Origin of the sequence: Rhodococcus pyridinivorans, assembly GCF_900105195.1 — a bacterium.
Lineage (GTDB): Bacteria > Actinomycetota > Actinomycetes > Mycobacteriales > Mycobacteriaceae > Rhodococcus > Rhodococcus pyridinivorans.
Window position 1 is genome coordinate 486,601 of sequence record NZ_FNRX01000002.1, and the last position, 23,323, is coordinate 509,923.

Consider the following 23,323-nt stretch of genomic DNA (forward strand, 5'->3'; position numbering starts at 1 on the left):
CGCGTGAGCGACGACCGGGGATCCGACGCCCGGCCGGTGGTGTCCGCTGCACCACCGGCCGAGGATCGTCGTTCCATGGATTGGCGCGACACCCCCGGGCGTACCGACCCGACGGTGTCGCGTCTGACCGCCGTCATCGGCGGTCCGGTGGGCCGGCACGCCGTGCTCGGGCGCACCCGCTTCTTCACTCCCCTGCGGGCGATGTTGCTGCTCGCGGTCGTCTTCCTCGCCTTCGGCTGGTTCACGAAGGCGGCCTGCGTCCAGCAGGGACCCGTCGGTCCCGACGGCGGGCTCGGCCTGGACTGGAGCGGCAACCGGCAGTACGTGGCGATGTGTTATTCCGACATCGTTCCGCTCTACGGTGCCGAACGGCTCGCCGAGGGCGCCTTCCCGTACCGGACGTCGTGGGAGGAACCCGGCCCGGACGGGCAGATGCAGACCCGGTACATGGAGTATCCGGTGCTCGCGGGGCTCTACCAGTACGGCTCGATGCGCATCGCGAAGGCGTGGGACGCCACACCGTGGCTCCCCGATGCACTGCAGGTCGCGATCTACTTTGCCGTCGTCGCGGTCGGTCTCGCGCTCGCCTGGCTCGTCACGGTGTGGGCCACCGTGATGTCGGCGGGCCGCAGGATCTGGGACGCCGCGCTCGTCGCGGCGTCACCACTGGTCGTGGTGCACGCCTTCACGAACTTCGATGCCCTGGCCACGGCCTTCGCCGCGGGTGGTCTGCTGGCGTGGGCCCGCCGTCGACCGGTTCTCGCCGGCGTCCTGCTCGGCCTCGGTGCGGCGACGAAGTTGTATCCCTTGCTGTTGCTCGGTCCGCTGCTGGTGCTGTGCCTGCGGACCGGCCACCTGCGGTCGTTTGCCCGCACCGCGGGAGCGGCCGCCGCGGCGTGGCTAGTGGTGAACCTGCCGATCATGGTGCTGTACCCGAGCGGGTGGGCGGAGTTCTTCCGACTCAACTCCGATCGCGGAGCGGATCCGGATTCGATCTACAACGTGCTGCACTCGTTCGTGGGCTGGCCGGCCTGGTCGGCCTCGACCTTCAATGGGGTCTCGCTCGTGTTGTTCGCCACGGCCTGCGCCGCGATCGGGTGGATCGGGCTCACCGCGCCGCGCCGTCCCCGCCTCGCGCAGCTGTGTTTCCTTCTCGTCGCGGCCTTCCTGCTCACGAACAAGGTGTGGAGTCCGCAGTATTCGCTGTGGCTCGTGCCGCTCGCCGTGCTGGCCGTACCCCACCGGCGCGCACTGGTCGCCTGGATGACGATCGATGCGCTGGTGTGGGTTCCGCGCATGTACTACTATCTCGGTCCCGATCGGAAGGGGCTGCCGGAGCAGTGGTTCACCGCCACGGTCTTCCTGCGCGACGTCGCCGTCGTGGCTCTGTGCGCGGTTGTGCTGTGGCAGATCCGGCGTCCGGTGCGGGATCCCGTGCGGTACGGCTTCGTCGACGATCCCGTCGGTGGTGTGCTCGACCAGGCTCCCGACCGTCCGCCACGATGGCTGCCCGCCAGGTTGCGACCTGCTCACCATCGGGTCACAAGAGAAGAATCATCCGAACGAGGGATGTCGGAGACTTCGTCGGTCCCCTAGGCTCGGGAGCGAGCACGAGGGGGGACAATGGTGAGCGGCGGACGGGGATTCGGAGCGGGGACGGATGTCACCGCCTCACAGTTCACGACGTGTGAGTTGGCGTGGACGGTCGCGAGCGGCGACGCCACCGCGATCCCACGACTTCTGCGCGACCTGCATCCGCTCGTGATCGCCTACTTCCGGGCCCGTGCGAAAGCTGCCGGAGGTACCTTCGCCGACGCCGATCGTCTCGCCCTGGCCGCCTGCCGTGCGATTCTCGCCGGGCTCACCGCGCCGTCCGGAGCCGACCGGCCTTTCCTGCGGTTGGCCTACACGCTGGTCGCCGACGCGGCCGATGCCGAGTTCGCGAGCCCGCGGGCCTTCCCTCTGACCCGACTCCAGCAGGAGATCCTCATCCTGCGCACCATCGTGGGTCTCGACTCGTGGCAGACCGCGGTGGCGCTCGCCGTGGCGCCGGGACGGGTCGGTGTCGAGCAGCACGCGGCGCTGAGTTCCCTGCGCGCGGCCTGAACCGGGCGGACAGAGTCCACATCCACGGGTGCGAGATGAACAGCCGCCTCGCCGCTTCGGTCTTCGAGTCCGCTGTCAGCCAGGTGAGCAGAACTTCCTCTCACGGGCGCTGAGCAGAGGACGCACGAGGCCGCCGACACGCATTTCGTGGAACGAGGACGAACGGTGCTGAGCGCTCACGGCGAACCGCCTCTCGGCTGACGAAGAGTCTGGAGAACCGGTGCGAATGCGCCATCCCGAATCCTCGTCGCCGTCGGCGCCAAGACCTACGCCCGCGCGTGATCCCGTACGAAATCCGTGCAGTCATACATCGCTGAACTGCGGAAACGCAGATTCTTCCCGAGGGAACCGTAGATGACGGAAACAACCGTGGAGGCGGCCGATCCGACCTCCATCACCTCCCGGACCGAGTTCGGCCGGGCCCTGACCGCCCTGCGAACCCGAGCAGGACTGTCGATCCGCGATGTCGCCGACGCGTCCGGCGCATTACACGGTACGGTCGCCGGATGGTTCTCCGGACAGCACCTACCGACCCGCGCCAGCGAGCCGGCCTTCCGTACCGTGCGGTCGCCGGGCAGTGGCCGAGGGGGGTGATCCTCGTCGTCGTCCTCGGACTCCGGGCCGACTTTGCGGGCACGCCGCACGGGAACCGCAATTCGTACCGATCCTGGAGTCCGGGCCCGTCCTCGTCGGTCCCATGTCGGCGGCCGAACTCGAATCCGATCTCGCTCCCCGCGCGTCGTGGAGGACGGTCGAATGCTTTGCCGCTGTGGGACATCGTCGATCCCGGTGCGGCGGTGGAACTGCCGTCCCTGAGCCCACCCGTCGAGGATCGGTTCAGCGGTGCCGCGGCACTGTCGAAGACCGGATCGCTCGCTGCAGCAGGAACATCCGTCGGGTCCGTGCACCTGTGAGATGTCGCGGACCCTGCCGTCCCACGCGAACTGGCGCGGATCACCGGGCGGGCGGACGCGGTGTATACGCTGCACTTCTCCCCTGGCGGGGATCGTCTCACGGCCGGCGTCGGCGACGGGGCGGCGTGGATCTGGGACGTCACCCGACCGGACTCCCACACCACCCACGCGGTGCTCACCGCCTGCGGAAGCAGGGTCTACGACGCCACCTTCGCGCACGACGGAGGGGTGCTCGTCGGAGGTGGTCCCGACCGTTCCGTACGGCTGTGGCAGCTCGACCCCGAGACCGTCGCGGCGGCACTGTGTTCCACCGTCGGCACTCCGGTGACCGAGGACGAATGGGAACGGCACCTGCCGGGTGCTCCCTTCCGGCCGCCGTGCGGCGACACGGCGTGAATCGGAATGGCCGGAAGATGTTCCGACCGAGACAGATTCATCCGATTGCAGGATACGCACAGGCCTCGCGGTGTGGGAACGTCCTGGTGGGGGATTCAACGCATCGATCATCGGAGGAAGCATGTCTCGTATTCGCAGGTCGGGTCTGCTCGCGGTTCTGACGGCGGTCACGGTGGCGGCGGTCGCATTCGGTGCGCCCGTTGCCGCTTCGGCCGCTCCCACCGGCAGCGCCGGCAGCAACGATCTGCCCGGCAGCGTGTCCGAACTGCCCGGCAGCGTGGTGGATCTGGGTGGACGGGCGATCGATCTGGGCATTGCGATCCTGGGCAACGGATCATCGCTGCCGACGACCCAGCAGTGCAACCAGTCGCGGCAGTCGGGAGGGGAAGGTGTCACCGGCACCTACCACGAGTTGGGTCGCAGTGGTCCCACGTCGTTCCTGCTCGAATGGGAGACCTACGACGTTCCTGACCGGATCCAGGTGTTCTACGGGGGTTCCCAGATCTACGACACCGGCCGTATCGGTGACAGCATCAACGAAGGCACCGGATCGGCAGTGGTGAATGTGCCGGCAGGTAGCGCATCCTCGATTCTCGTCCGAGTGACCGGGGATCCCGGGACGGACTGGGACTACCTGGTCAACTGCCCGATCCTCTGACGGTCAGATCCGTAGGGCGGTGAACGGCGCGACCGGGATGTTGCGCACGACGAACCACATCGCCGTCAGGATCAGCACGAGGTGCGGGGGCCACCGGTATCGCGTCCACCGCGGCATCGGTGTGCCCCGCGCCCTGCTCCACGTCCACAGACCGAAGGACACGGTGAGCACGGCCAGCGCGACGAGACCGAGGGCGTTGTAGTGCAATGCTGCCGGCACGTCGAGATGGACGAGCGAATACAACATCCGCGACGAACCGCAGCCGGGACACAGGATTCCGAACAGTGAGTAGGTGGGGCACGGCGGAATGACCCCGCCCGGCGTGGTCGGGTCGGCCCACGCCACCGCGGCGCACACCGCGACCGCACCCACGGCGATCGCCATGGGGGCTGCGAGCGCGCGCCTCGTCCTCATCGCACCGTGCGCTCCTCGAGCCGGGCGCGTACCTCGGGCCACTCGTCGTCGGTGAGGGAGAACAGCGCGGTGGTCCGCCAGCTGCCGTCGCGGCGCCTGCGGTGCTTGCGGAGCAGGCCCTCCTCGGTGGCGCCGAGCCGGCGCAGGGCGTCGCGCGAACGGGTGTTGCGTTCGTCGGCGTGCCAGGTCACGCGCACGGCCCCGAGGTCGTCGAAGGCGCGCTGCAGCAGAAGCAGTTTCGACTCGCTGTTCACGTGGGTCCGCTGCACTCGGGTCGACAGCCAGGTGTAGCCGATCACCAGTGTGCGGTGGGCCGGTTCGAGGAGGTAGTAGGATGTCGACCCCAGCACCTCGCCGGTCGCCCTGTCGACGATTGCGTAGGGCAGCCGGGACGGATCGGCCACGGCCTCGCGCACGAACGTGCGCGCGTCGTCGAGGTCGCGGATCACAAGGTGTGCCCAGGCGAAGATCGTGTCGGGATCGTCGGCGGCCTTCAGCAGACCTTCGACGTGCGCGTCGGCGAGGGGCTCGAGTCGGATACGAGGGCCCTCGAGGACGGGATGTTCCATCCAGTTGTCGTTCATTGCGCTCTCCCGGTCGTCGTCGGACGGCGAGCGTAGCCCGTCCGTTCCGTCTGCTGCCACGGAGTTCTGGGCGGGACGCGCAGGAAGACGAAGAACAGCACGACCAGCAGGACCGCGCGTCCCCACACTCCGATGTGGACGAGCGTGAGCGGCAGGGCCATGTCCGTTTCGCCGGCGGTCGCGGCGAACCACCGGAAGATGCCGATGCCGATGGCGAGATCGGCGAGCAGATAGGCGGCGACGAGACCCCATGGCACGCGCAGCAGAATCAACATCGGCAGCAGCCACAACGTGTACTGCGGTGAGTGCACCTTGTGGAAGAGCATGAACCCGCACAGCATCGCGGCCCCGGTACCGAGCCACGGATAGACGCCGTCGCGGAGGTATCGGCGCCATCCGAGCCACAGGGCGAGCGCGAACGACAGCGCGATCAGCGTCGGCGACAACTGGGCCACCAGCTCGTTGTACTGGGGGGTGTTCTCGTATTCCTGGTAGCCGCCCATCAGCGGCCGCAGACCCCAGTACCAGATGGAGTTGCTGGTCCCGTCCGCTTCCCGGTTCTGCTGGAAGGCGAACGACGCCCGCCAGCCCTCGTAGCCGAGGATCGCGAAGGGCAGGTTGATCGCGGCGACCGTCGCTGCCGCCGTGCCCGCGACGGCGAGGGCGCCGGGGACGTCCCGCTTCCGATCGGGTGAGCTTCCGCCGGTGAGAACATAGGCCATGAGCGGCAGAACGAAGATGCCCGGATAGAGCTTGAGGCAGAAGCCCACGCCCAGCAGCACTGCCGCGACCACTCCGCGAGTCCGCAGCGGCCAGCGTTCGATCGTCAGCACCGCGACGGCGGTGACGGTGACCGCCACGACCGGCAGGTCCCAGTTGAGGAAGGCGTAGAGCACGAGCGGCGGCGTGAGCGACCACAACAGCGCGGCCCATCCGGCCATCCGGGCGAGCAACCACGCGGTGACCAGCCCGAAGGGGGCGAGCAACAACGCCGACTGCAGGAGGAACTCCGCATCGGTGTGGGCACCGATGGCCCCGATCCACATGAGCACCCCGCTGAGCACGGGGTACTCGACGGTGCCCCCGGTCAGCGCTCCCGACGAGGTGATGCCCCCGTCGACGAAGGGGAAGACGTGGAGGTTGATGCCGCGGCCGATCCACAACTGCTGGATGTCGGAATAGCAGACGTCGGCGTCCTTGATGTCCTCGAACCGCAGCGTGCGGCCCTCGGCGTCGAAGGTGGGGCCGGCGCACCGGGCCTTGTTCAGGTAGCCGAACCACATCATCACCGCGCACGTCAGGACGGCGACGAGCGAGACGGTCCCGGAGCTCGTGCGCATGTTCTCACCCTAGGACAAATCCCCTGCCCGCGACGGTCGGCGATTTCGCTGGTCGCCGGGCCGTCGTGTACCCTTCATGGGTTGCTGACGCAACGACCCTCCTGTCACGGAACGTCCGTGACCGTTCACAGTCCATAGGAGGTGATGAGGTCTTATGCGTCATTACGAATTGATGATCATCCTGGACCCCAGCCTGGACGAGCGCACTGTCGCTCCCTCGCTGGAGACGTTCCTCAACGTCATTCGCCAGGAAGGCGGCAAGGTCGACAAGGTCGACGTGTGGGGTAAGCGCCGTCTCGCCTACGAGATCGCCAAGAACAGCGAAGGCATCTACGCGGTGATCGACATCAGCGCGACGCCTGCTGCCGTTGCAGAGCTGGATCGCCAGCTCGGCCTGAACGAGTCGGTGCTCCGCACCAAGGTTCTGCGCCACGGCAAGTGAGCCTGTCGGCGCCGGGCCGTAGGCTCTGGCGCATCAGGACTCCCCACACTGCAGGAGGAACCACATGGCAGGCGACACCGTCATCACCGTGGTCGGCAATCTGACCGCCGACCCCGAACTGCGTTTCACCCCCGCGGGTGCTGCGGTTGCGAACTTCACCGTTGCATCCACGCCCCGCGTGTTCGACCGTCAGTCCAACGAATGGAAGGACGGCGAGGCTCTGTTCCTGCGCTGCAACATCTGGCGTGAGGCAGCGGAGAACGTGGCCGAGAGCTTGACTCGCGGCTCGCGTGTGATCGTGCAGGGCCGGCTCAAGCAGCGCAGCTACGAGACGCGTGAAGGCGAGAAGCGCACTGTCGTGGAGCTCGAGGTCGACGAGATCGGCCCCTCGCTCCGTTACGCCACGGCCAAGGTCACCAAGGCCGGTCGCGGTGGCGGTGGCGGAGGCTTCGGTGGTTCCTCCGGTGGATCGGGCGGTGGCCGTCCCGCTCAGAACACGAACGTCGGCGGAGACGACCCGTGGGGCGACGCCCCGCAGTCGGGTTCCTTCGGTGGTTCCGGGGACGACGAGCCTCCGTTCTGATCCGACCTCGATCGGAACATCCAAAATTACGGAGAACGACCATGCCTAAGTCGCCCGCGCGCGAGAAGGTTTTGAAGAAGAAGGTCTGCACCTTCTGCAAGGAAAAGAACGTGCAGATCGATTACAAGGACACGACGCTGCTGCGCAAGTACGTCAGCGATCGCGGCAAGATCCGCGCTCGCCGCGTCACCGGCAACTGCGTGCAGCACCAGCGCGACGTCGCTGTTGCTGTCAAGAACTCTCGTGAGGTGGCTCTGCTCCCTTACGTCTCGACGACTCGCTGAGGAAAGGGAGGGACACGATGAAGCTCATCCTTACTGCTGACGTGGACAACCTCGGTGCGCCTGGCGACACCGTTGAGGTCAAGGACGGCTACGGCCGCAACTACCTGCTGCCCCGCGGCCTGGCGATCGTCGCCACCCGTGGTGCTCAGAAGCAGGTCGAGGGCATCCGCCGTGCCCAGGAGGCTCGCGCCGTGCGTGGCCTCGAGCACGCTCAGGAGCTCAAGGCCGCCATCGAGGGCCTCGAGGACGTTTCGCTGAGCGTCAAGACCTCGAGCGACTCGGGCAAGCTGTTCGGCTCGGTCACCGCTGCCGATGTCGCCGGTGCTCTCAAGGCTGCCGGTGGCCCGGTTGTCGACAAGCGCATCATCGAGCTGCCCAAGGCCCACATCAAGGCGACCGGCAAGCACCAGATCGTCGTGAAGCTGCACCCGGATGTCACCGCGAAGTTCACGCTGAACGTCGTGGCTGCCTGATTCCGGCCCCTCGAGGAGCCCCGCGCCTGGTCGGCGTGGGGCTCCTCGTCGTCTGTGCACAGCCTGTGGATAAACCGGGGGGTAAACCACACCGTTGTGACTCCTCGGAATGTCGTTCGGGGAACGAATGGGTGAACACGCCCGGCCCTCCGACACGCCGAAATTCTTCTTCTCCACACGTGTGAACAGACATTTTTCTGCTCCTACCTGCAGTTATGAGAGATGTGAGATGTGTTGTCCCCAGGTTGTGCACATCCGGTACACAAGGCTGTCCTCCTCTTTCCACAATTCATCCCCAACTGTGTGCACAACCCGAGTTGTGGAGGGTCATCCGGATCCCTAACGTCGGGCGCACGACTCCACACACAGGATGTCGGTAGGGGCGAGTAGAACCGGACACGAAACCCCGGGTACCGACACCGGGAGTGCGTGCAGGTATCCGCCGGAGCACAGCGCGCCGGACGGGGACATGTGGAGGAAGGCAGGCACTGCAGTGGCCGTCGTTGACGATCGTGGAAATCCCGAATATTCGGGACCTCCCGAGGAACCGAGTGGAGACTTCGGTCGACAGCCCCCTCAGGATCTCGTGGCCGAGCAGTCCGTGCTCGGTGGCATGCTGCTGAGCAAGGACGCCATCGCCGACGTCCTCGAAGTGCTGAGGCCCGGCGACTTCTACCGTCCGGCCCACCAAGCCGTGTACGACGCGATCCTCGATCTCTACAGCCGTGGCGAACCCGCCGACCCGGTCACCGTGTCGGCCGAGCTCGACCGGCGCGGCGAACTCAAGCGTCTCGGCGGAGCCGCCTATCTCGTCACGCTCACCCAGACCGTCCCCACCGCGGCCAATGCCGGCTACTACGCCGAGATCGTCGCCGAGAAGGCCGTCCTGCGTCGTCTCGTCGAGGCGGGCACGCGCATCGTCCAGTACGGCTACGCCGGCGCCGACGGCCAGGACGTCGCCGAGATCGTCGACCGCGCGCAGGCGGAGGTCTTCGAGGTCGCCGAACGACGCACCACCGAAGACTTCGTGCCGCTCGAAGAACTCCTGCAGCCCACGATGGACGAGATCGACTCCATCGCCAGCCGCGGCGGTATCTCCCTCGGCGTGCCCACCGGCTTCGCCGAACTCGACGAGCTCACCAACGGGCTGCACGCCGGCCAGATGATCATCGTCGCCGCGCGTCCCGGTGTGGGTAAGGCCCTCGCGCTCGACACTCCCCTGCCCACCCCCACCGGCTGGACCACGATGGGCGAGGTCGGTGTGGGCGACGAACTCCTCGGCGCCGACGGCCGCCCCGTCCGCGTCCTCGCCGCCACCGAGGTCATGCACGGCCGGCCGTGCTTCGACGTCGTGTTCTCCGACGGCACCGTGATCGTCGCCGACGAGCAGCACCAGTGGCGCACCGGCGACGGCGCGATCCGCACCACGGGCGAACTCGCCGCCACCGCCGACGCCGGGCACACCGTCGCGAACACCGAGGCACTGTCGTTCCCGGCAACAGAGCTGCCCGTCTCCCCCTTCACGCTCGGGGCGTGGCTCGGCGGCCCGTCGTCCGATCCCGAACTGCACATGCGTATCGACGGCGAAGGTGGTTTCACGAGCGCCCTCGTCGCGCTCCGCGCCCACATCCCCGCCGAATACCAGCGGGCATCCGAACCGCAGCGTCGCGAACTCCTCGCGGGTCTGCTCGACGCCGGTGGAGAGATCGACGACGACGGCACCATCCGGTTCGTCGGCTCGTCCGAGCGTCTGGCGCAGGGCGTCGCCGAACTCCTGTCGGGCCTCGGTTACGCGCCGGTGCTCGACGGCACCGAGATCTCCTTCACCACCGACGACGACGTCTTCGTCCTGCCCAGCAAGGCCGTGCGGCACAAGGAATGCCGCGCCACCATGCCGCGCGAGCGCCGCATCGTCGCCGTCCGCCCGGTTTCCTCGGTCCCGGTGCGGTGCGTCGAGGTCGACGGCGACCACATGTACCTCGCGGGTCGCGCGATGGTGCCCACACACAACTCCACGCTGAGCATGGACTTCATGCGGTCGTGCTCCATCAAGCACGGCATGGCGTCGGTCATCTTCTCGCTCGAGATGGGCAAGACCGAGATCGTCATGCGTCTGCTGTCCGCGGAGGCGAAGATCAAGCTCGGCGATATGCGATCCGGACGCATGACCGACGACGACTGGACGCGTCTCGCCCGCCGCATGAGCGAGATCAGCGAAGCGCCGTTGTTCATCGACGACTCACCGAACCTCACGATGATGGAGATCCGCGCAAAAGCGCGGCGGCTCAAGCAGAAACACGACATCCGTCTCATCGTCATCGACTACCTGCAGCTCATGTCGTCCGGCAAGAAGGTCGAGTCGCGTCAGCAGGAGGTCTCCGAATTCTCGCGTAGCCTCAAGCTTCTCGCGAAGGAACTCGAGGTTCCGGTCGTCGCGGTGTGTCAGCTCAACCGTGGTCCCGAGCAGCGCACCGACAAGCGGCCGCAGGTCTCCGACCTCCGTGAGTCGGGCTGCCTGCCGGCGTCCACGCGCATCATGCGCGCCGACACCGGCGCCGAAGTCACGCTCGGCGAGCTGCTCGAGTCGGGTGAACAGCCCCTCGTGTGGTCGCTCGACGAACGCATGCGGATGGTCGTCCGGCCGATGGTGAAGGTCTTCCCCAGCGGCCGTAAGGAAGTCTTCCGGTTGGAGCTGGCCTCGGGGCGTCGTGTCGAAGCCACCGCGAACCATCCCTTCCTCACCATCGACGGCTGGATGCCGTTGGGCGAGTTGGTCGCCGGTGAGCGTGTCGCAGTGCCGCGTGCGGTGCCCGCACCCCTCGACGTGATACCCGCATCCGACGACGAGGTGGCCGTTCTCGCGGACACTGCCGTGGCCGGCCGACTGATCCCCACCCGCGCGTTCTCACTCCCCAAGGAGCAGGTCGCCGAGCTCGTCTGCCACATCTGGGAAGACAGCGGTGAGGTCGCATGGGACGCAGGCGCTGCCCGCGCCGTCGTCCGCTACCGGTCGGCGGAGCGTCGTCTGGCCGACGACCTCGCGCGCCTGCTCCTGCGCATCGGCGTGTTCGCGCGGATCACCGATGCCGTCGAGGGCTGGGACCTCACTGTCACCGGGGCGGAGAACCAGGCGGTCTTCCTCCACGACGTGGGCAAGCACGGAACCGCGGCGCAGTGGGTCCTGGCGCAGCTCGGACCGAAGCTCGTCAAGCACAGCCCCGACACCGTCACCCCCGAGATCGAAGCCGAGCTCGGCGAATTGCTCGCCGTCGAACAGCTCGCTCCGATCGGACCGGTCGCATCCGCCACCCCGCGCACCACCGAGGGTGCACGCTCGCGGCTCGCCCGGGTCGCCGATGTCCTCGACACGGCCGACATCGACATGGTCGCCACCAACAACGTGTTCTGGGACGAGATCGTCTCCGTCGCGAGTCTCGGCGAGCGGGACGTCTACGACGGAACGGTGCCCGGCACACACAATTTCGTCGCCGACGGCATCGCGGTGCACAACAGCCTCGAGCAGGACGCCGACATGGTCATCCTGCTGCACCGCCCCGACGCCTTCGAGCGCGACGACCCGCGTGGCGGCGAGGCCGACCTCATCGTCGGCAAGCACCGTAACGGCCCGACCGCGACCATCACCGTTGCCCACCAGCTGCACCTGTCGCGGTTCGTGGACATGGCGCGAGGCTGATACGAGTCGTCGCCCCGCCCGGCGGCGAGGCGACAGATCTCGTCCCGGTTCCGTGATATTCGTAGCGAAAGGCGGTCAGCAGCAGGAGGTTACGCCGGTTTTCGGCGTGGAGTTGTCGTCCTGCTGCTCGTCCGGGGCACCGGTCGTGCAGCATGTTCCGCCGCTGGCTTCCTGCGTGCCGTCGAGATGCTGCGGGCTCGACCCGAAGGTGGCCGAATCCGCCAGGACGGTGTACACCTCCCACTTCTCCCCTGCCGGACCCGTCACCCACGCCTTGTCTTGCGTGGCGTAGCAACAGGTCGTGCCCATCTCCTCGTCGGCGAACAGGCCCGCCTCGGTCAATCGGGCGATCTCGGTGTGCACCTTCTCGGACGAGTCGACCTCGACCCCGAGATGGTTGATCGTGCCGCCCTTGCCCGGGTTCTCGAACAGCACCAGCTTCAACGGCGGATCGGCGATCGCGAAGTTGGCGTAGCCCGGTTCGAGCTTGGCCGGTTCGGTGCCGAACAGTGTCGAGTAGAAGGCGACCGCTTCGGGCAGGTCGTCGACGTCGAGGGCGAACTGGATGCGTGACATGACTGCCTCCACCTGTGTGACATATATCGAATTACCGCCCACAGGATGCTCCTGTATTTCGACATATGTCAAGAAGGTGGTTAGGCTCGAATCATGCCGAAAGCGCTGCCCGTGATCGATGTCCGCGCCCCGATCTGCTGCGCTCCGGTATCGGCTGCGCCGATGCGCGACGACGCCGCCCTCGAGGTCGCGTTGCGGTTGAAGGCCCTGGCCGATCCGGTGCGCATCAAACTCGTGTCGATCCTGCTCACCGCCGACGAAGGTGCGGTGTGCACGTGCGATCTTGCCGCCGGTGTGGATCTGGCGGAATCCACGGTGAGTCATCACCTCGGACAACTACGCAAGGCGGGCATGGTCGAATCCGAGCGACGCGGGATGAACGTCTATCACCGTGCCCGCGCCGAGTCCCTCGAGGCGCTCAGGGTCGTCCTGGATCCGAACTGCTGCCGCTGACGGTCGCACACATATCCTCGAGGTGGAGAAGCGGCGAGGAAGGTAGTGATGACGTTCATCAAGATGTGCGGACTGCAGGACGAGGCGACGGTCGATCTCGCCGTCGAACTGGGCGTCGACGCGGTCGGTTTCGTTCTCGTGAAGAGCCCTCGTCGCATCTCCCCCGAGCGGGCCGCGACGCTCCGCACCCGTGTGCCGGCGGGAACACTCGCCGTCGGCGTCTATGTGAATGCGTCCCTCGACGAGATCATCGCGACGGCCCGGGCCGCGAATCTCGATCACGTCCAGGTGCACGACCTGCGGTCGGCCGACGACGTGCGCGTGCTGCACGACGCGGGATTCACGGTGATCCGCGCGATCAACACCGGAGGAGCCGAGGCGCTGTCGGAGGACTTCGGCGCCGACCTGTTGCTCGTCGACGGCGCAGTCGCCGGTGCAGGGAAGACATGGGACTGGCAGGACCGCAGTGCCTTGCCGTCCGGCCGGTGGGTCCTTGCGGGCGGGCTGAACCCCGACAACGTGGAGAGGGCACTTTCCACGTCCGGGGCGTGGGGTGTCGACGTCTCCAGCGGCATCGAGGCCGAACGCGGCGTCAAGGATCCGGGTCTCATGCGGGCGTTCGCGCAGGCGGTCCGGAGAAACGCCCCTGAGTGACCCGTCCGGGGGATCCGGCGGCGTCAGTGCGCGGCGTCGGCCTTCTTCCGCCGCGGGATCAGGTGCATGATCAGCACGACGATCGCACCCACGATCAGGCCCACCAGAGCGGATGCCACGGTCCCCGCGGTCCACGACAACACGCCGCCGAATCCGCCGTGCACGAGGTCGCCGAACCAGTGCTCGAGATCGTGCAGACGATCGGCAGGCCAATGGAATCCGGCCTCGCCGACATTGACGAGCAGGATGTGCCCACCGACCCACAGCATGGCGGCGATCCCGACCACGGTGAGAACGGTCATCAGCTTCGGCATCGCCGTCACGAGACCGCGACCGACGCGCTGAGCGAAAGTGGACTTCCGTTTCGCGAGCGCCAGGCCGACGTCGTCCATCTTCACGATCAGGGCGACCACGCCGTACACCAGGACGGTGATGAGGACGGCGACGACGATGAGGACGAGCAGGCGAGTCAGGAAGGGTTCGTCCTCGACGGAGGCCAGCGAGATCACCATGATCTCGGCGGACAGGATCAGGTCGGTGCGGATCGCCCCGCCGATCATGGCCTTCTCGAACTCGGGGCCCTTCTCCGCTGCGGTGGCCTCTTTTTCGTGGTGTCCGCCGGTGAGCGCTTCGTAGACCTTCTCGGCGCCCTCGTAGCAGAGGAACAGACCGCCGGCGATGAGCAGATACGGCAGGGCCTGCGGGAGGAACTGACTCAGGATCATCGCGACCGGCAGGATGATCAGAAGCTTGTTGCGGATCGACCCGATCGCGATCTTGCGGATGATCGGCAGTTCGCGATCGGGGGTGAACCCGTGCACGTAGCGGGGGGTGACGGCCGTGTCGTCGACGACCACTCCCGCTGCCTTGACGCTCGCCCTGCCGGCTGCAGCGCCGATGTCGTCTATGGATGCCGCGGCTGCCTTCGCAAGTACCGCGACGTCGTCCAGAAGGGCGACGAGACCACCAGCCACGGGAACCTCCCACAGTTCGGCTGCACCGAGCCGATCGACCGACACGCGATTACGAGTCGTCTCAGAACGCTACCGGACCTGCGATGACGTGCAACGCGGTGTCCGGAGCAGGTCGGGGACGACGTGCGTCCACACCGAGTGCCCTACATGGGCGCCCAGCGTGACAGACCTGTGGGTACCCGGTGGATGCGGTTACCGAACTCGATCATGTCGGCGATGTCAGTTCGGCGATCAACGCCTCGACCTTCGCCCGGATCTCGTCACGGATCGGACGCACGGCGTCGAGCCCTCGTCCGGCCGGGTCGTCGAGCACCCAGTCCCGGTAGGACGTACCGGGGAATACCGGGCAGGTGTCGCCGCACCCCATCGTGATCACGACGTCGGAGGTCTGCACGGCGTCGGCGGTGAGGATCTTCGGGTTCTCGCCGGAGATGTCGATTCCGACCTCGGCCATCGCCGCGACCGCAGCAGGGTTCACCTCCTCGGCGGGTGCGGACCCGGCGGAACGGACTGTGATGCGATCCCCTGCGAGGCGACTCAGGAACCCGGCGGCCATCTGGGACCGTCCGGCATTGTGCACGCACACGAACAACACGGACGGAACGGCGGTCACGACGCACCTCCGGCACGGGCGACGAAACGGGTGCGCAGGGCCAGAGCGACGTACACGAGTGCGACGAGGACGGGCACTTCGATGAGGGGGCCGACGACTCCCGCCAGTGCCTGTCCGGACGCGACCCCGAACGTGCCGATCGCGACGGCGATGGCGAGTTCGAAGTTGTTGCCCGCGGCGGTGAAGGCGAGTGTGGTGGTGCGTTCGTAGCCGAGTCCTACTGCAGCGCCGAAGAGATACCCGCTCCCCCACATGATCGCGAAGTACGCCAGCAGGGGCAGCGCGATGCGTACGACGTCGAGTGGTCGCGAGGTGATCTGTTCACCCTGCAGCGCGAACAGGACCACGATGGTGAACAGCAGTCCGTACAGCGCCCACGGTCCGATGCGCGGCAGGAAGGTCTGCTCGTACCAGCTGCGGCCCTTCGCCTTCTCGCCGAATCGACGAGTGAGGAAACCGGCGACGAGCGGGATCCCGAGAAAGATCAGCACGGATTTCGCGATCTCCCACGGGGAGACGTCGAGACCGGTCTGCTCGAGGCCGAGCCATCCGGGCAGCACCGACAGGTAGAACCAGCCGAGAGCGGCGAACATGATCACCTGGAAGACCGAGTTGATCGCGACCAGCACGGCTGCGGCTTCCCGGTCGCCGCAGGCGAGGTCGTTCCAGATGATGACCATGGCGATGCAGCGCGCGAGGCCGACGATGATCAGGCCGGTGCGGTATTCGGGCAGATCCGGCAGCATCAGCCAGGCGAGTGCGAACATCAGTGCGGGTCCGAGGATCCAGTTGAGGATCAGCGACGAGATCAACAGGGTGCGGTCGCCGGTGACCGTGTCGAGACGGTCGTAGCGCACCTTCGCCAGCACCGGGTACATCATGATCAGCAAGCCGAGGGCGATCGGCAGCGAGATCCCGTCGATCTCGATGAAACCCAGGGCTTCTCCGAGTCCGGGAATCATGCGGCCGAGCAGCAGGCCGACGACGATGGCGGTGCCGATCCACACGGGAAGGAAGCGGTCGAGTGTCGACATCCTGCCCATCACGGGAGTGTCCACCGCAGTTCGCTCACTCATGCGGGTACCTCGGTCGGCTCGATCCCGAGTACATCGGAGAGTTGCCGTAGTGCAGCCGGAACCACCCGGTAGTACACCCAGGTGCCGCGACGCTCGCACTCGAGCAGGGCTGCCTCGCGCAGAACTCTGAGGTGGTGCGAGATCGTCGGTTGGGACAGATCGAACGATCCCGAGATGTCGCATACGCACGCCTCACCGCCGGCATGGCTCGCGACGAGCGACAGCAACCGCAGACGCACCGGATCGCCGAGGGCCTTGAACATCCGGGCGAGGTCGACGGCGCGATCGCCCGTCAGGGGTTGGCGCACGAGCGGAGAGCAGCAGGCGTCGTCACCCGCGAGATCTTGATTCGACACACGTCTATATTGACAGATGTCGAATCTACGGACGGATCCGGATGGTGAAGCTGCCCGGATCGGACACGGAACAATGGCGGCATGGCCAACTCGCCGTCCGGTGACTCGATGCTCGACCGCGTCGTCCGCATCCTCGAGTCGTTCGACGACACCCAACCCCGCCTGACGGTCGGGAGTCTCGCCCGCAGGTCCGGCATCCCGCAGGCCACGACCTACCGGCTCGTCGGCGAGCTGGTGCAACACGGTCTGCTCACCCGGGACGACGACGGCCGGGTACGGCTCGGTCTGCGCCTGTGGGAACTCGTCGCGCGCAGTGCACCCGCGCGCGATCTGCGGGAGTCGGCGCTGCCCTTTCTGCAGGACGTGCAGTCGGTGGTGCACCAGCACACCCAGCTCGCGGTCCTGCAGGACGACGAGGTCCTCGTCCTCGAACGGCTGTCGGCGTCCGATTCGGTGGTCAACCAGGCCTCGGTCGCGCGTCGGCTCCCCGTCCACGACACGTCGCTGGGCATGTCGATGCTCGCGTTCTCACCTGCGGAGGTGCAGGAAACCTATCGGCGACGACATCCCGAGGTGGAGAAGCGTTTCGCTGCGACGACGAGAGATTTCCGTCGCGCGCTCGCGGAGGTCCGCCGGCGGGGTTATGCGCGCTTCGACGGTGTGCTCGACGAGGGCACCACGGGCATCGCGGTGCCCGTCCTCGCGCGGTCGGGTCATGCCCTGGCGGCGCTCGGCGTGGTGGTGCCCACCGGTGCGTCCCGGCAACAGGCCGTCGTGCCCGTCCTCATGGCCGCTGCCCGCGGCATCGCGCGCGGAGTCGGCGAGCGTCCCCCGGACTGACCCAATCGTTTTCTCATTGAACGAGAAGTCGACGTGTGTGGTGGGAGAGGCGCACGACACTCGACGGGACGCGAATCGGATACGCGCAGCGAAGGACGAACACATGAATGCAACCCGCACGGTCGTCACCACCGAAGTCGGCATCGTCGGCGGCGGCCCGGCAGGTCTCATGCTCTCCCATCTCCTCGCGAAGGCGGGGATCGACAACATCGTCGTCGAGAAGCGTGATCACGAGACCATCCGGACCACCCACCGTGCGGGGATCCTCGAGCACGGCTCGGTGTCGCTGCTCACCGAGAGCGGAGTCGACACCCGTGTCCTGAACGAAGGGCACCGCCACGACGGCATCGATCTGCGCTTCGGAGGTGAGAGCCACCGCATCGATTTCCGGGACCTCGTGGGTGAGTCGGTGTGGTTGTATCCGCAGAACGAGGTCTTCGTCGACCTGGCCGCCTCGCGCGAACGCGACGGTGGCGATGTGCGCTACAGCGTCTGCGACACAGAGGTTCTCGACATCACCACCGACACACCGAAGATCCGGTTCACCGAATCCGACGGCACGCCGGTCGAGATCCGGTGCCGCATCCTCGTCGGAGCCGACGGATCACAGAGCATCTGCCGCAAGGCGATTCCCGGCGACGTCCGCACCGACCACTTCATCGAGTACCCCTTCGCATGGTTCGGGATCCTTACCGAGGCTCCACCGAGTGCACCCGAATTGATCTATGCGCGTTCTGATCACGGATTCGCCCTCATCAGTCAACGCAACGAGTCGGTGCAGCGGATGTACTTCCAGTGCGATCCGTCCGAGGACGCGTCGACGTGGAGCGAGGACCGGATCTGGGACGAGCTTCAGAGGCGTGTCGACGGCCCCGACGGTTTCGAACTGAAGCGCGGCCCCATCTTCGAACAGATGGTCCTGCCGTTCCGCTCGTACGTGTGCGAACCGATGCGGCACGGAAACCTCTTCCTGGCAGGCGATGCCGGCCACACCGTTCCGCCGACCGGTGCCAAGGGACTCAACCTCGCCCTGGCCGACGTCCGGGTGCTCTTCCGCGCGCTCGACTCGTTCTTCTCCACCGGCTCGTCCGACCTGCTCGACGCCTACAGCGACACGGCGCTGCAGCGCGTGTGGAAGGCGCAGAACTTCTCGTACTGGATGACCTCGATGCTCCACACCCGTGAGGACGCAACGCCGTTCGAGAACAAACGGGCACTGGGCGAACTCGCCGCGGTCGTCGGCTCCCGGTACGGACAGCAGTATCTCGCGGAGGCGTACACGGGCCGGCCCGACCGCTGATCGTCAGGGCGTGCGGGCCAGGAGCTCGTCGAGCCGATCGAGAACCCGCCTGTTGAGGAGGGTGCGGTTGCCCATCTCGCAATGCCCACCCGCACCCTCGGCGTCGATGAACGGGATGAGGGTCACCTTGTCGCCCAATCGATCGCCGAACGTTCCTGCACCGCGCGCGAGGGCATCGCTCTCGGCGGCGGTCACCACGACCGGGCACGAGATACGCTCCCCGACCTCGTCGAGCGTGTACGCGTTCATCTCCGCGAACAGTTCCCGGATGTCCGAGACTCCGTTGACCCAGAATCCACGGGCGACGATCTTCCAGCGCAGCGACGGATCCGACTGCACCGCAGCCATGATCGTATCGGCGTCCTGTGCGCTCATCGAGAAAGGATCGTCGAGGACCTCGGGGGAGAGGCCGAACGCTGCCCCGAGGGCCCGGGTGCCGGCCGCGACGCTCCACTGACCGGGATCGGCGACCACCGCGGCCAGACGATGCTCACCGGATGCTGCGCGCGGCGCGAGATACCCACCGAGACTCCATCCGCTCAGGACGATGCGTTCAGGGTCGACGATGGGGGAGGCCGTCGCATGATCGATCACCGCGCGCACGACCACTTCCCAGTCCGGACGCATCGGCATCTTCTGCTTGTAGAGCACCTCGCCCTGGCCCGGTCCGTCGAACAGGAGACAGTGGTAGCCGCGTCGCAGCGCTGCCACGGCCGATGCGAAGTACATGTCGGTGATCGTGGCGTCGTATCCGTTGGTGAAGACGATGAGCGGCCGCACGCTGTTCTCGTGGCCGGGTGCGGGAATCAGGTAGCCCGGAAGCGTGGTGTCCTCGAACGGAATCCTGGCAGCCTTGACGGGTGTGTCCCCGATCGCCAGCCCGGCATCGAAGGCCGCGACCTGCTTGTCGAAGGCGGCGATCAGACGTGGGTCGACGGGAGATCCGTACAGCGGGTGGTAGGCGGTCGCGTAGTAGGCGCTCGCCCGCAGGAACAGCTCGCGTGCCGAGTCGTCGTGCCCGGCGGTCGCGCAGGACTCCGCTTCGGCGACGAGACGGTCCCCGGTCTCGACCCACGCCCGATAGAAGTCCCCGTCGTCACCGTCGCCCACCTGCCGGGCCACTGCGGCGATCTCGCCGAAGTCGGCGCCGCCGTAGGGGATGTAGGCTAGCGGCCAGGTTCCGAACTCGTCGTGCAGATGATCGTGGAACAGCAGACCCATGTCGGTGCTCCTTCGAGCCGAGGTTCGCGAATCGGGGTTCTCCCTGCACGGTGACGGCACGATGACGTCACCGCTACCGGAATCAGCGGATTTCACCCTCGGTTTCGTCTAACAGGAGCTTCGGCTTCGCTCTCCTATACGGCTACGAGCCCATCCGGTGCCTTCTTCGCCAGGCGTCCGGCGAGAGCCGCACACACCAGGAGCTGCATCTGGTGGAACAGCATGAGCGGCAGCACGATCAGGCCGATGGGCTGGCCGGGGAACAGCACGATCGCCATGGGCAGACCGGTGGCGAGGGACTTCGTGGAGCCGCAGAAGAGGATCGCGACACGGTCCTGATATTCGAAACCGAGTCCGCGCGACGAGTACCAGGTGAGCGCGAGCACGATCGCGAGCAGCACCGCGCACACACCGACGAGGGCGAGCAGGCGGCCGACCGAGATCATCGACCAGATACCCTCGTTCATGCCGCGGCTGAACGCCACGTACACGACCAGCATGATCGATCCGCGGTCGACGAGTTTGAGCGGCTTGCCGTGGGCCTTCACCCAGCCGCCGATCCAGCGCCGCAGGAGCTGACCTGCGACGAACGGCACGAGCAACATCAGCACGATGTCGAGCACGGCCGACCCGCTGAAGGTGACGCCCTGGGTGGACATCGTCAGCGCGACCAGCAGTGGAGTCGCGAAGATTCCGATGAGACTCGAGGCGCTGGCCGAGACGATCGAGCCGGGGATGTTGCCGCGCGCCACCGAGACGAGCGCGATGGCGGACTGCACCGTGGACGGCAGCAGGCACAGGTACAGGACGCCGAGATAGAGCGGGTCGCTCAGGATCGACGGTACGAGCGCCTTGGCGGCCAGGCCGAGCAGCGGGAAGACGGCGAAGGTCGTGGCGAGGATCGTCAGGTGCAGACGCCAGTGCTCGAGACCCTCGATGGTCTCCTGCGTGGACAAGCGCGCGCCGTACAGGAAGAACAGCAGCCCGATGGCGATCTTGGCGGCCCAGTTCACGCCGTCGAGTACGACCCCGTCGGCGGGCAGCAGAGCAGCGACGGCGACGGTGGCGAGGATGGCGAGCAGGAACGGGTCGAGCCGTCCGAGCACGGGGATCTTGGAGAGCACGAATCGACGGTACGGCAGCCGGATGTCATTACAGAAGACGGTCGCCACGTTTTCTGTAATCGCGATTCGTGATGAAATGGGGTGGTGTTCGATCCGGTGCACCTACGGAGCTTCCTGGCCGTCGAGCGGGAGCGCGGCTTCACCGCGGCCGCCCAGCGGCTCGGCCTGCGGCAGTCGACGGTCAGTCAGCACGTCGCGCGACTCGAGAAGGAGATCGGGCGCCGCCTGTTCGTACGCGACACGCACAACGTCGAGCTCACGGCGGACGGCGCCGACATGGTCGCCTTCGCCCGCGAGATCCTCGATCGCCACGATGCCGCCCGCAGGCACTTCTCGGAGTCGCCGCTCAGCGGCCGGCTGCGTTTCGGGGTCTCCGAGGACCTGGTGCTCTACGAGCTGCCGTCGATCCTCGCCGAGTTCCGGCGTAGTCATCCCCGCATCGATCTCGAACTCACGGTGGATCTGAGCGAGGATCTGCAGCGCCGTCTCGACGACAACGAGCTCGATCTGGTCTTCGGCAAGCGTCGACCGGGCAGCCGCCACGGTGAAATGATCTTCAGCGAGCGTCTCGTCTTCCTGTCCGCCCCCGATTACGTCCTCGATCCGGACGAGCCGACACCGCTGGTGTCCTATCCGTCGCCGGCCCTGACCCGCGACATCGCGCTCGAGGTCCTCCAGCGCAGTGGGCGCGGTGTCCGCGTTGCGTGCACGACCGACAGTCTCAACGGTCTGCGTGCTGCAGCGCTCGCGGGACTGGGCGTGGTGCTGCACGCCGAGCGGCTTCCACCACCGGGTCTCGTCCCGGTGCGCGATCCCCAACGATTGCTTCCCGGTGCGGGTGAGATCGAGTTCGTGCTCATGGCGCGTCGTTCCGTACTCAGCGGCCCGGAGGCGGCACTGCGGGCGGCCATCCTCGCGAATGCGGATCGTGTGCGCGTGTGACGGTGTCGCGGACGGGTATTCCTGTGCCACGCCCGCTGGGGGCGGCAATGTTCACGCCGCAGGAGGAACCGTGTCCACAGACGCGATCGTGTTGCTGAAGGAAGACCACAAGGAGATCAAGAAACTCTTCCGCGACTTCCGGAAGGCCGAGGGGGAGAAGGAGAAGGGCAAGATCGTCGACAAGATCATCGAAGCCCTCACCGTGCACACCTATCTCGAGAACGAGTGCATGTACCCCGAGGTGCGTTCCCTGCTCCCCGATCTCGAGGACGACATTCTCGAATCGTACGAGGAGCACCACGTCGCCGACGTGCTCGTCATCGAACTGGCCGGGATGAAGCCCGACGCAGAGCGTTTCGACGCGAAGACGACGGTCCTCATCGAGAACGTCGAGCATCACATCGACGAGGAGGAGGACGAGTGGTTCCCCAAGGTGCGCGAGGCGCTCGGCCGTAAGCAGTTGCAGGACATCGGTGCCCGCATGCTCGAGATGAAGGAGGGCGCCCCGCGGTCACCGGCGCAGCCGTCCGCGCTGAAGAAGACGATCGACGCGGTGATCAGCTGACGGTGTGCTGCGGCCGGGCGAGGAAGGCGCCTCGTCCGGCCCGGCTCGCCCGGTAGGCGTCGCGCCGCGTCTCGACGAGCCATCCCGGCCATGGATCGACGAATCCGGGGCAGTGGACGGTCGGATCGAATGACGGCTGCTCCGAATCCTTCTCGGGCAGGTGGCGAGTCAGCGTCAGACGTCCCGCCGCTTCCAGAGGCCCGCGGGCGGAACCCACCAGGAGAGAGAACTCGAGCGGTATCTCGAGTGCCTGCACGGAGGTCGTCGAGGACGGTTGTCGTCCGCGCGGAACGGCGGTGATCCACCGCGGCGCGGGGTCGCTGTCGGTCCGATAGGCCATGAGCGTGCTGTAGCGGGCACTCGACCACGAACGGGCCGGCAGCAGCGCCACCCGGGCCGGCAGATGAGCCGATGCGAGCAGGACGTCCCACGGGCCGGTCTTCGTGGCGAAGCGCACCGCGAGACCGAGCACGTCCGGCATGCCGTCCGGTGTGCCGATGGCCCGCGACACCCGGGCGACGACAGGAGTAGGGCGGGGAATCTGCCGCGGCCACCAGGACGACTCGAGTTCGGCAACCCCTTCGAAGGTCGCACCGCGCGGGTGGAACACGCGTGCTCCGCGCAGCGCGGATCCCACTCGGAACGGCACGGACAGCGCCGACGACAGAGCAGTCATGGGGATGGCATACCCGCGATCCGCCGGTTCAATCGCCTTCGTCACTCCTCACCCCGGCAGCGTCC

General features: G+C 66.9%; 28 protein-coding genes. 17 read left to right on the top strand and 11 right to left on the bottom strand.

Going from position 1 to position 23,323, the window contains the following annotated elements:
* The first annotated feature begins 75 nt into the window (after window positions 1–75).
* From BLV31_RS02925 to BLV31_RS02950, 6 genes are all read left to right on the top strand, one after another.
* Window positions 76–1,596: a glycosyltransferase family 87 protein gene (locus tag BLV31_RS02925; RefSeq protein ID WP_139192996.1), complete on the top strand. Its 1,521-nt coding sequence runs from the start codon at window positions 76–78 to the stop codon at window positions 1,594–1,596.
* Window positions 1,597–1,623: 27 nt separating this feature from the next.
* Complete coding sequence (locus BLV31_RS02930; protein WP_064060735.1) at window positions 1,624–2,106, top strand: hypothetical protein; 483 nt, start codon at window positions 1,624–1,626, stop codon at window positions 2,104–2,106.
* A gap of 354 nt (window positions 2,107–2,460) precedes the next feature.
* A complete protein-coding gene (locus BLV31_RS02935) occupies window positions 2,461–2,700 on the top strand; it encodes a helix-turn-helix domain-containing protein (protein WP_139192927.1) in 240 nt (79 codons plus the stop codon).
* Window positions 2,701–2,867: 167 nt separating this feature from the next.
* Complete coding sequence (locus BLV31_RS24915; RefSeq protein ID WP_155738846.1) at window positions 2,868–3,020, top strand: hypothetical protein; 153 nt, start codon at window positions 2,868–2,870, stop codon at window positions 3,018–3,020.
* A 39-nt stretch (window positions 3,021–3,059) separates the two neighbouring features.
* Window positions 3,060–3,416: a WD40 repeat domain-containing protein gene (locus BLV31_RS02945; protein ID WP_367889064.1), complete on the top strand. Its 357-nt coding sequence runs from the start codon at window positions 3,060–3,062 to the stop codon at window positions 3,414–3,416.
* Between the two features lie 121 nt (window positions 3,417–3,537).
* Window positions 3,538–4,074 carry a hypothetical protein gene (locus BLV31_RS02950; protein WP_064060731.1) on the top strand — a complete coding sequence of 179 codons (537 nt, stop codon included), beginning with the start codon at window positions 3,538–3,540 and terminating at the stop codon, window positions 4,072–4,074.
* 3 nt (window positions 4,075–4,077) lie between these two features.
* Here BLV31_RS02950 and BLV31_RS02955 read toward each other — a convergent pair whose 3' ends face one another.
* From BLV31_RS02955 to BLV31_RS02965, 3 genes are read right to left on the bottom strand one after another with little or no spacing between them, the layout of a single operon-like run.
* Complete coding sequence (locus tag BLV31_RS02955; protein WP_006550806.1) at window positions 4,078–4,458, bottom strand: DUF2752 domain-containing protein; 381 nt, start codon at window positions 4,456–4,458, stop codon at window positions 4,078–4,080.
* A 26-nt stretch (window positions 4,459–4,484) separates the two neighbouring features.
* On the bottom strand, window positions 4,485–5,072 hold the full coding sequence (locus tag BLV31_RS02960) for a GNAT family N-acetyltransferase (protein WP_064060730.1): 588 nt from the start codon (window positions 5,070–5,072) through the stop codon (window positions 4,485–4,487).
* On the bottom strand, window positions 5,069–6,412 hold the full coding sequence (locus tag BLV31_RS02965; RefSeq protein ID WP_064060729.1) for a glycosyltransferase 87 family protein: 1,344 nt from the start codon (window positions 6,410–6,412) through the stop codon (window positions 5,069–5,071). The genes BLV31_RS02960 and BLV31_RS02965 overlap by 4 nt, the downstream gene beginning before the upstream one ends.
* Before the next feature lie 154 nt (window positions 6,413–6,566).
* On the opposite strand from BLV31_RS02965, the gene rpsF reads away from it, so the two are divergent.
* From rpsF to dnaB, 5 genes are all read left to right on the top strand, one after another.
* Window positions 6,567–6,854, top strand: coding sequence for a 30S ribosomal protein S6 (rpsF, locus tag BLV31_RS02970; RefSeq protein ID WP_006550802.1), 288 nt, complete (start codon window positions 6,567–6,569; stop codon window positions 6,852–6,854).
* A gap of 64 nt (window positions 6,855–6,918) precedes the next feature.
* Window positions 6,919–7,437, top strand: a complete 519-nt coding sequence (locus tag BLV31_RS02975) for a single-stranded DNA-binding protein (protein ID WP_006550801.1) — start codon at window positions 6,919–6,921, stop codon at window positions 7,435–7,437.
* 41 nt (window positions 7,438–7,478) lie between these two features.
* Entirely contained in the window at window positions 7,479–7,721 is a 243-nt protein-coding gene (gene rpsR / locus BLV31_RS02980) for a 30S ribosomal protein S18 (protein ID WP_006550800.1), read from the top strand.
* Between the two features lie 17 nt (window positions 7,722–7,738).
* Window positions 7,739–8,194, top strand: a complete 456-nt coding sequence (rplI, locus tag BLV31_RS02985; RefSeq protein ID WP_006550799.1) for a 50S ribosomal protein L9 — start codon at window positions 7,739–7,741, stop codon at window positions 8,192–8,194.
* A 469-nt stretch (window positions 8,195–8,663) separates the two neighbouring features.
* Window positions 8,664–11,888, top strand: coding sequence for a replicative DNA helicase (gene dnaB, locus BLV31_RS02990; protein ID WP_072740460.1), 3,225 nt, complete (start codon window positions 8,664–8,666; stop codon window positions 11,886–11,888).
* Between the two features lie 75 nt (window positions 11,889–11,963).
* Here dnaB and BLV31_RS02995 read toward each other — a convergent pair whose 3' ends face one another.
* Window positions 11,964–12,464, bottom strand: coding sequence for an ArsI/CadI family heavy metal resistance metalloenzyme (locus tag BLV31_RS02995; protein ID WP_006550796.1), 501 nt, complete (start codon window positions 12,462–12,464; stop codon window positions 11,964–11,966).
* Between the two features lie 93 nt (window positions 12,465–12,557).
* Between BLV31_RS02995 and BLV31_RS03000 the strand changes: the two genes are divergently transcribed.
* Entirely contained in the window at window positions 12,558–12,917 is a 360-nt protein-coding gene (locus BLV31_RS03000) for an Rv2640c family ArsR-like transcriptional regulator (protein WP_006550795.1), read from the top strand.
* Window positions 12,918–12,965: 48 nt separating this feature from the next.
* A complete protein-coding gene (locus BLV31_RS03005) occupies window positions 12,966–13,571 on the top strand; it encodes a phosphoribosylanthranilate isomerase (protein WP_064060727.1) in 606 nt (201 codons plus the stop codon).
* A gap of 23 nt (window positions 13,572–13,594) precedes the next feature.
* On the opposite strand, the gene BLV31_RS03010 is transcribed toward BLV31_RS03005, so the two are convergent.
* The 4 genes from BLV31_RS03010 to BLV31_RS03025 all read right to left on the bottom strand — a co-directional run bounded on the left by BLV31_RS03010 (window position 13,595) and on the right by BLV31_RS03025 (window position 16,590).
* Complete coding sequence (locus BLV31_RS03010) at window positions 13,595–14,545, bottom strand: DUF808 domain-containing protein (protein WP_174556256.1); 951 nt, start codon at window positions 14,543–14,545, stop codon at window positions 13,595–13,597.
* 205 nt (window positions 14,546–14,750) lie between these two features.
* Complete coding sequence (locus BLV31_RS03015) at window positions 14,751–15,158, bottom strand: arsenate reductase ArsC (protein ID WP_024102460.1); 408 nt, start codon at window positions 15,156–15,158, stop codon at window positions 14,751–14,753.
* Complete coding sequence (gene arsB / locus BLV31_RS03020; protein ID WP_064060725.1) at window positions 15,155–16,234, bottom strand: ACR3 family arsenite efflux transporter; 1,080 nt, start codon at window positions 16,232–16,234, stop codon at window positions 15,155–15,157. Before arsB ends, BLV31_RS03015 begins: the two co-directional genes overlap by 4 nt.
* Complete coding sequence (locus BLV31_RS03025) at window positions 16,231–16,590, bottom strand: ArsR/SmtB family transcription factor (RefSeq protein WP_064060724.1); 360 nt, start codon at window positions 16,588–16,590, stop codon at window positions 16,231–16,233. The genes arsB and BLV31_RS03025 overlap by 4 nt, the downstream gene beginning before the upstream one ends.
* 81 nt (window positions 16,591–16,671) lie before the next feature.
* Here BLV31_RS03025 and BLV31_RS03030 point away from each other — a divergent pair, with 81 nt between their 5' ends.
* Both BLV31_RS03030 and BLV31_RS03035 read left to right on the top strand, forming a co-directional pair.
* Window positions 16,672–17,430 (top strand): IclR family transcriptional regulator, encoded by a 759-nt coding sequence (locus BLV31_RS03030; protein ID WP_033098463.1) that lies wholly within the window; start codon window positions 16,672–16,674, stop codon window positions 17,428–17,430.
* 103 nt (window positions 17,431–17,533) lie between these two features.
* Window positions 17,534–18,730, top strand: a complete 1,197-nt coding sequence (locus BLV31_RS03035; RefSeq protein WP_064060759.1) for a 4-hydroxybenzoate 3-monooxygenase — start codon at window positions 17,534–17,536, stop codon at window positions 18,728–18,730.
* 3 nt (window positions 18,731–18,733) lie between these two features.
* Here BLV31_RS03035 and BLV31_RS03040 read toward each other — a convergent pair whose 3' ends face one another.
* Both BLV31_RS03040 and BLV31_RS03045 read right to left on the bottom strand, forming a co-directional pair.
* Window positions 18,734–19,951 (bottom strand): alpha/beta hydrolase, encoded by a 1,218-nt coding sequence (locus BLV31_RS03040; RefSeq protein WP_064060723.1) that lies wholly within the window; start codon window positions 19,949–19,951, stop codon window positions 18,734–18,736.
* A 134-nt stretch (window positions 19,952–20,085) separates the two neighbouring features.
* Window positions 20,086–21,075 carry a bile acid:sodium symporter family protein gene (locus BLV31_RS03045; protein WP_052227206.1) on the bottom strand — a complete coding sequence of 330 codons (990 nt, stop codon included), beginning with the start codon at window positions 21,073–21,075 and terminating at the stop codon, window positions 20,086–20,088.
* 84 nt (window positions 21,076–21,159) lie between these two features.
* On the opposite strand from BLV31_RS03045, the gene BLV31_RS03050 reads away from it, so the two are divergent.
* Both BLV31_RS03050 and BLV31_RS03055 read left to right on the top strand, forming a co-directional pair.
* A complete protein-coding gene (locus BLV31_RS03050; RefSeq protein WP_039584485.1) occupies window positions 21,160–22,017 on the top strand; it encodes a LysR family transcriptional regulator in 858 nt (285 codons plus the stop codon).
* 70 nt (window positions 22,018–22,087) lie between these two features.
* Window positions 22,088–22,582: a hemerythrin domain-containing protein gene (locus BLV31_RS03055; protein ID WP_006550785.1), complete on the top strand. Its 495-nt coding sequence runs from the start codon at window positions 22,088–22,090 to the stop codon at window positions 22,580–22,582.
* Here the strand turns inward: BLV31_RS03055 and BLV31_RS03060 are convergent.
* Entirely contained in the window at window positions 22,575–23,258 is a 684-nt protein-coding gene (locus BLV31_RS03060) for a hypothetical protein (RefSeq protein WP_006550784.1), read from the bottom strand. The two genes, BLV31_RS03055 and BLV31_RS03060, sit on opposite strands and share 8 nt — an antisense overlap.
* Window positions 23,259–23,323: the final 65 nt, after the last annotated feature.

Bases quoted from the DNA above. Each gene is read 5' to 3' on its own strand.
- BLV31_RS02925 (WP_139192996.1), top strand. From the start codon at position 76: ATGGATTGGCGCGACACCCCCGGGCGTACCGACCCGACGGTGTCGCGT.
- BLV31_RS02930 (WP_064060735.1), top strand. From the start codon at position 1,624: ATGGTGAGCGGCGGACGGGGATTCGGAGCGGGGACGGATGTCACCGCC.
- BLV31_RS02935 (WP_139192927.1), top strand. From the start codon at position 2,461: ATGACGGAAACAACCGTGGAGGCGGCCGATCCGACCTCCATCACCTCC.
- BLV31_RS02950 (WP_064060731.1), top strand. From the start codon at position 3,538: ATGTCTCGTATTCGCAGGTCGGGTCTGCTCGCGGTTCTGACGGCGGTC.
- BLV31_RS02955 (WP_006550806.1), bottom strand. From the start codon at position 4,458: ATGGCGATCGCCGTGGGTGCGGTCGCGGTGTGCGCCGCGGTGGCGTGG.
- BLV31_RS02960 (WP_064060730.1), bottom strand. From the start codon at position 5,072: ATGAACGACAACTGGATGGAACATCCCGTCCTCGAGGGCCCTCGTATC.
- BLV31_RS02965 (WP_064060729.1), bottom strand. From the start codon at position 6,412: ATGCGCACGAGCTCCGGGACCGTCTCGCTCGTCGCCGTCCTGACGTGC.
- rpsF (WP_006550802.1), top strand. From the start codon at position 6,567: ATGCGTCATTACGAATTGATGATCATCCTGGACCCCAGCCTGGACGAG.
- BLV31_RS02975 (WP_006550801.1), top strand. From the start codon at position 6,919: ATGGCAGGCGACACCGTCATCACCGTGGTCGGCAATCTGACCGCCGAC.
- rpsR (WP_006550800.1), top strand. From the start codon at position 7,479: ATGCCTAAGTCGCCCGCGCGCGAGAAGGTTTTGAAGAAGAAGGTCTGC.
- rplI (WP_006550799.1), top strand. From the start codon at position 7,739: ATGAAGCTCATCCTTACTGCTGACGTGGACAACCTCGGTGCGCCTGGC.
- dnaB (WP_072740460.1), top strand. From the start codon at position 8,664: ATGTGGAGGAAGGCAGGCACTGCAGTGGCCGTCGTTGACGATCGTGGA.
- BLV31_RS02995 (WP_006550796.1), bottom strand. From the start codon at position 12,464: ATGTCACGCATCCAGTTCGCCCTCGACGTCGACGACCTGCCCGAAGCG.
- BLV31_RS03000 (WP_006550795.1), top strand. From the start codon at position 12,558: ATGCCGAAAGCGCTGCCCGTGATCGATGTCCGCGCCCCGATCTGCTGC.
- BLV31_RS03005 (WP_064060727.1), top strand. From the start codon at position 12,966: ATGACGTTCATCAAGATGTGCGGACTGCAGGACGAGGCGACGGTCGAT.
- arsB (WP_064060725.1), bottom strand. From the start codon at position 16,234: ATGAGTGAGCGAACTGCGGTGGACACTCCCGTGATGGGCAGGATGTCG.
- BLV31_RS03030 (WP_033098463.1), top strand. From the start codon at position 16,672: ATGGCCAACTCGCCGTCCGGTGACTCGATGCTCGACCGCGTCGTCCGC.
- BLV31_RS03035 (WP_064060759.1), top strand. From the start codon at position 17,534: ATGAATGCAACCCGCACGGTCGTCACCACCGAAGTCGGCATCGTCGGC.
- BLV31_RS03040 (WP_064060723.1), bottom strand. From the start codon at position 19,951: ATGGGTCTGCTGTTCCACGATCATCTGCACGACGAGTTCGGAACCTGG.
- BLV31_RS03060 (WP_006550784.1), bottom strand. From the start codon at position 23,258: ATGACTGCTCTGTCGTCGGCGCTGTCCGTGCCGTTCCGAGTGGGATCC.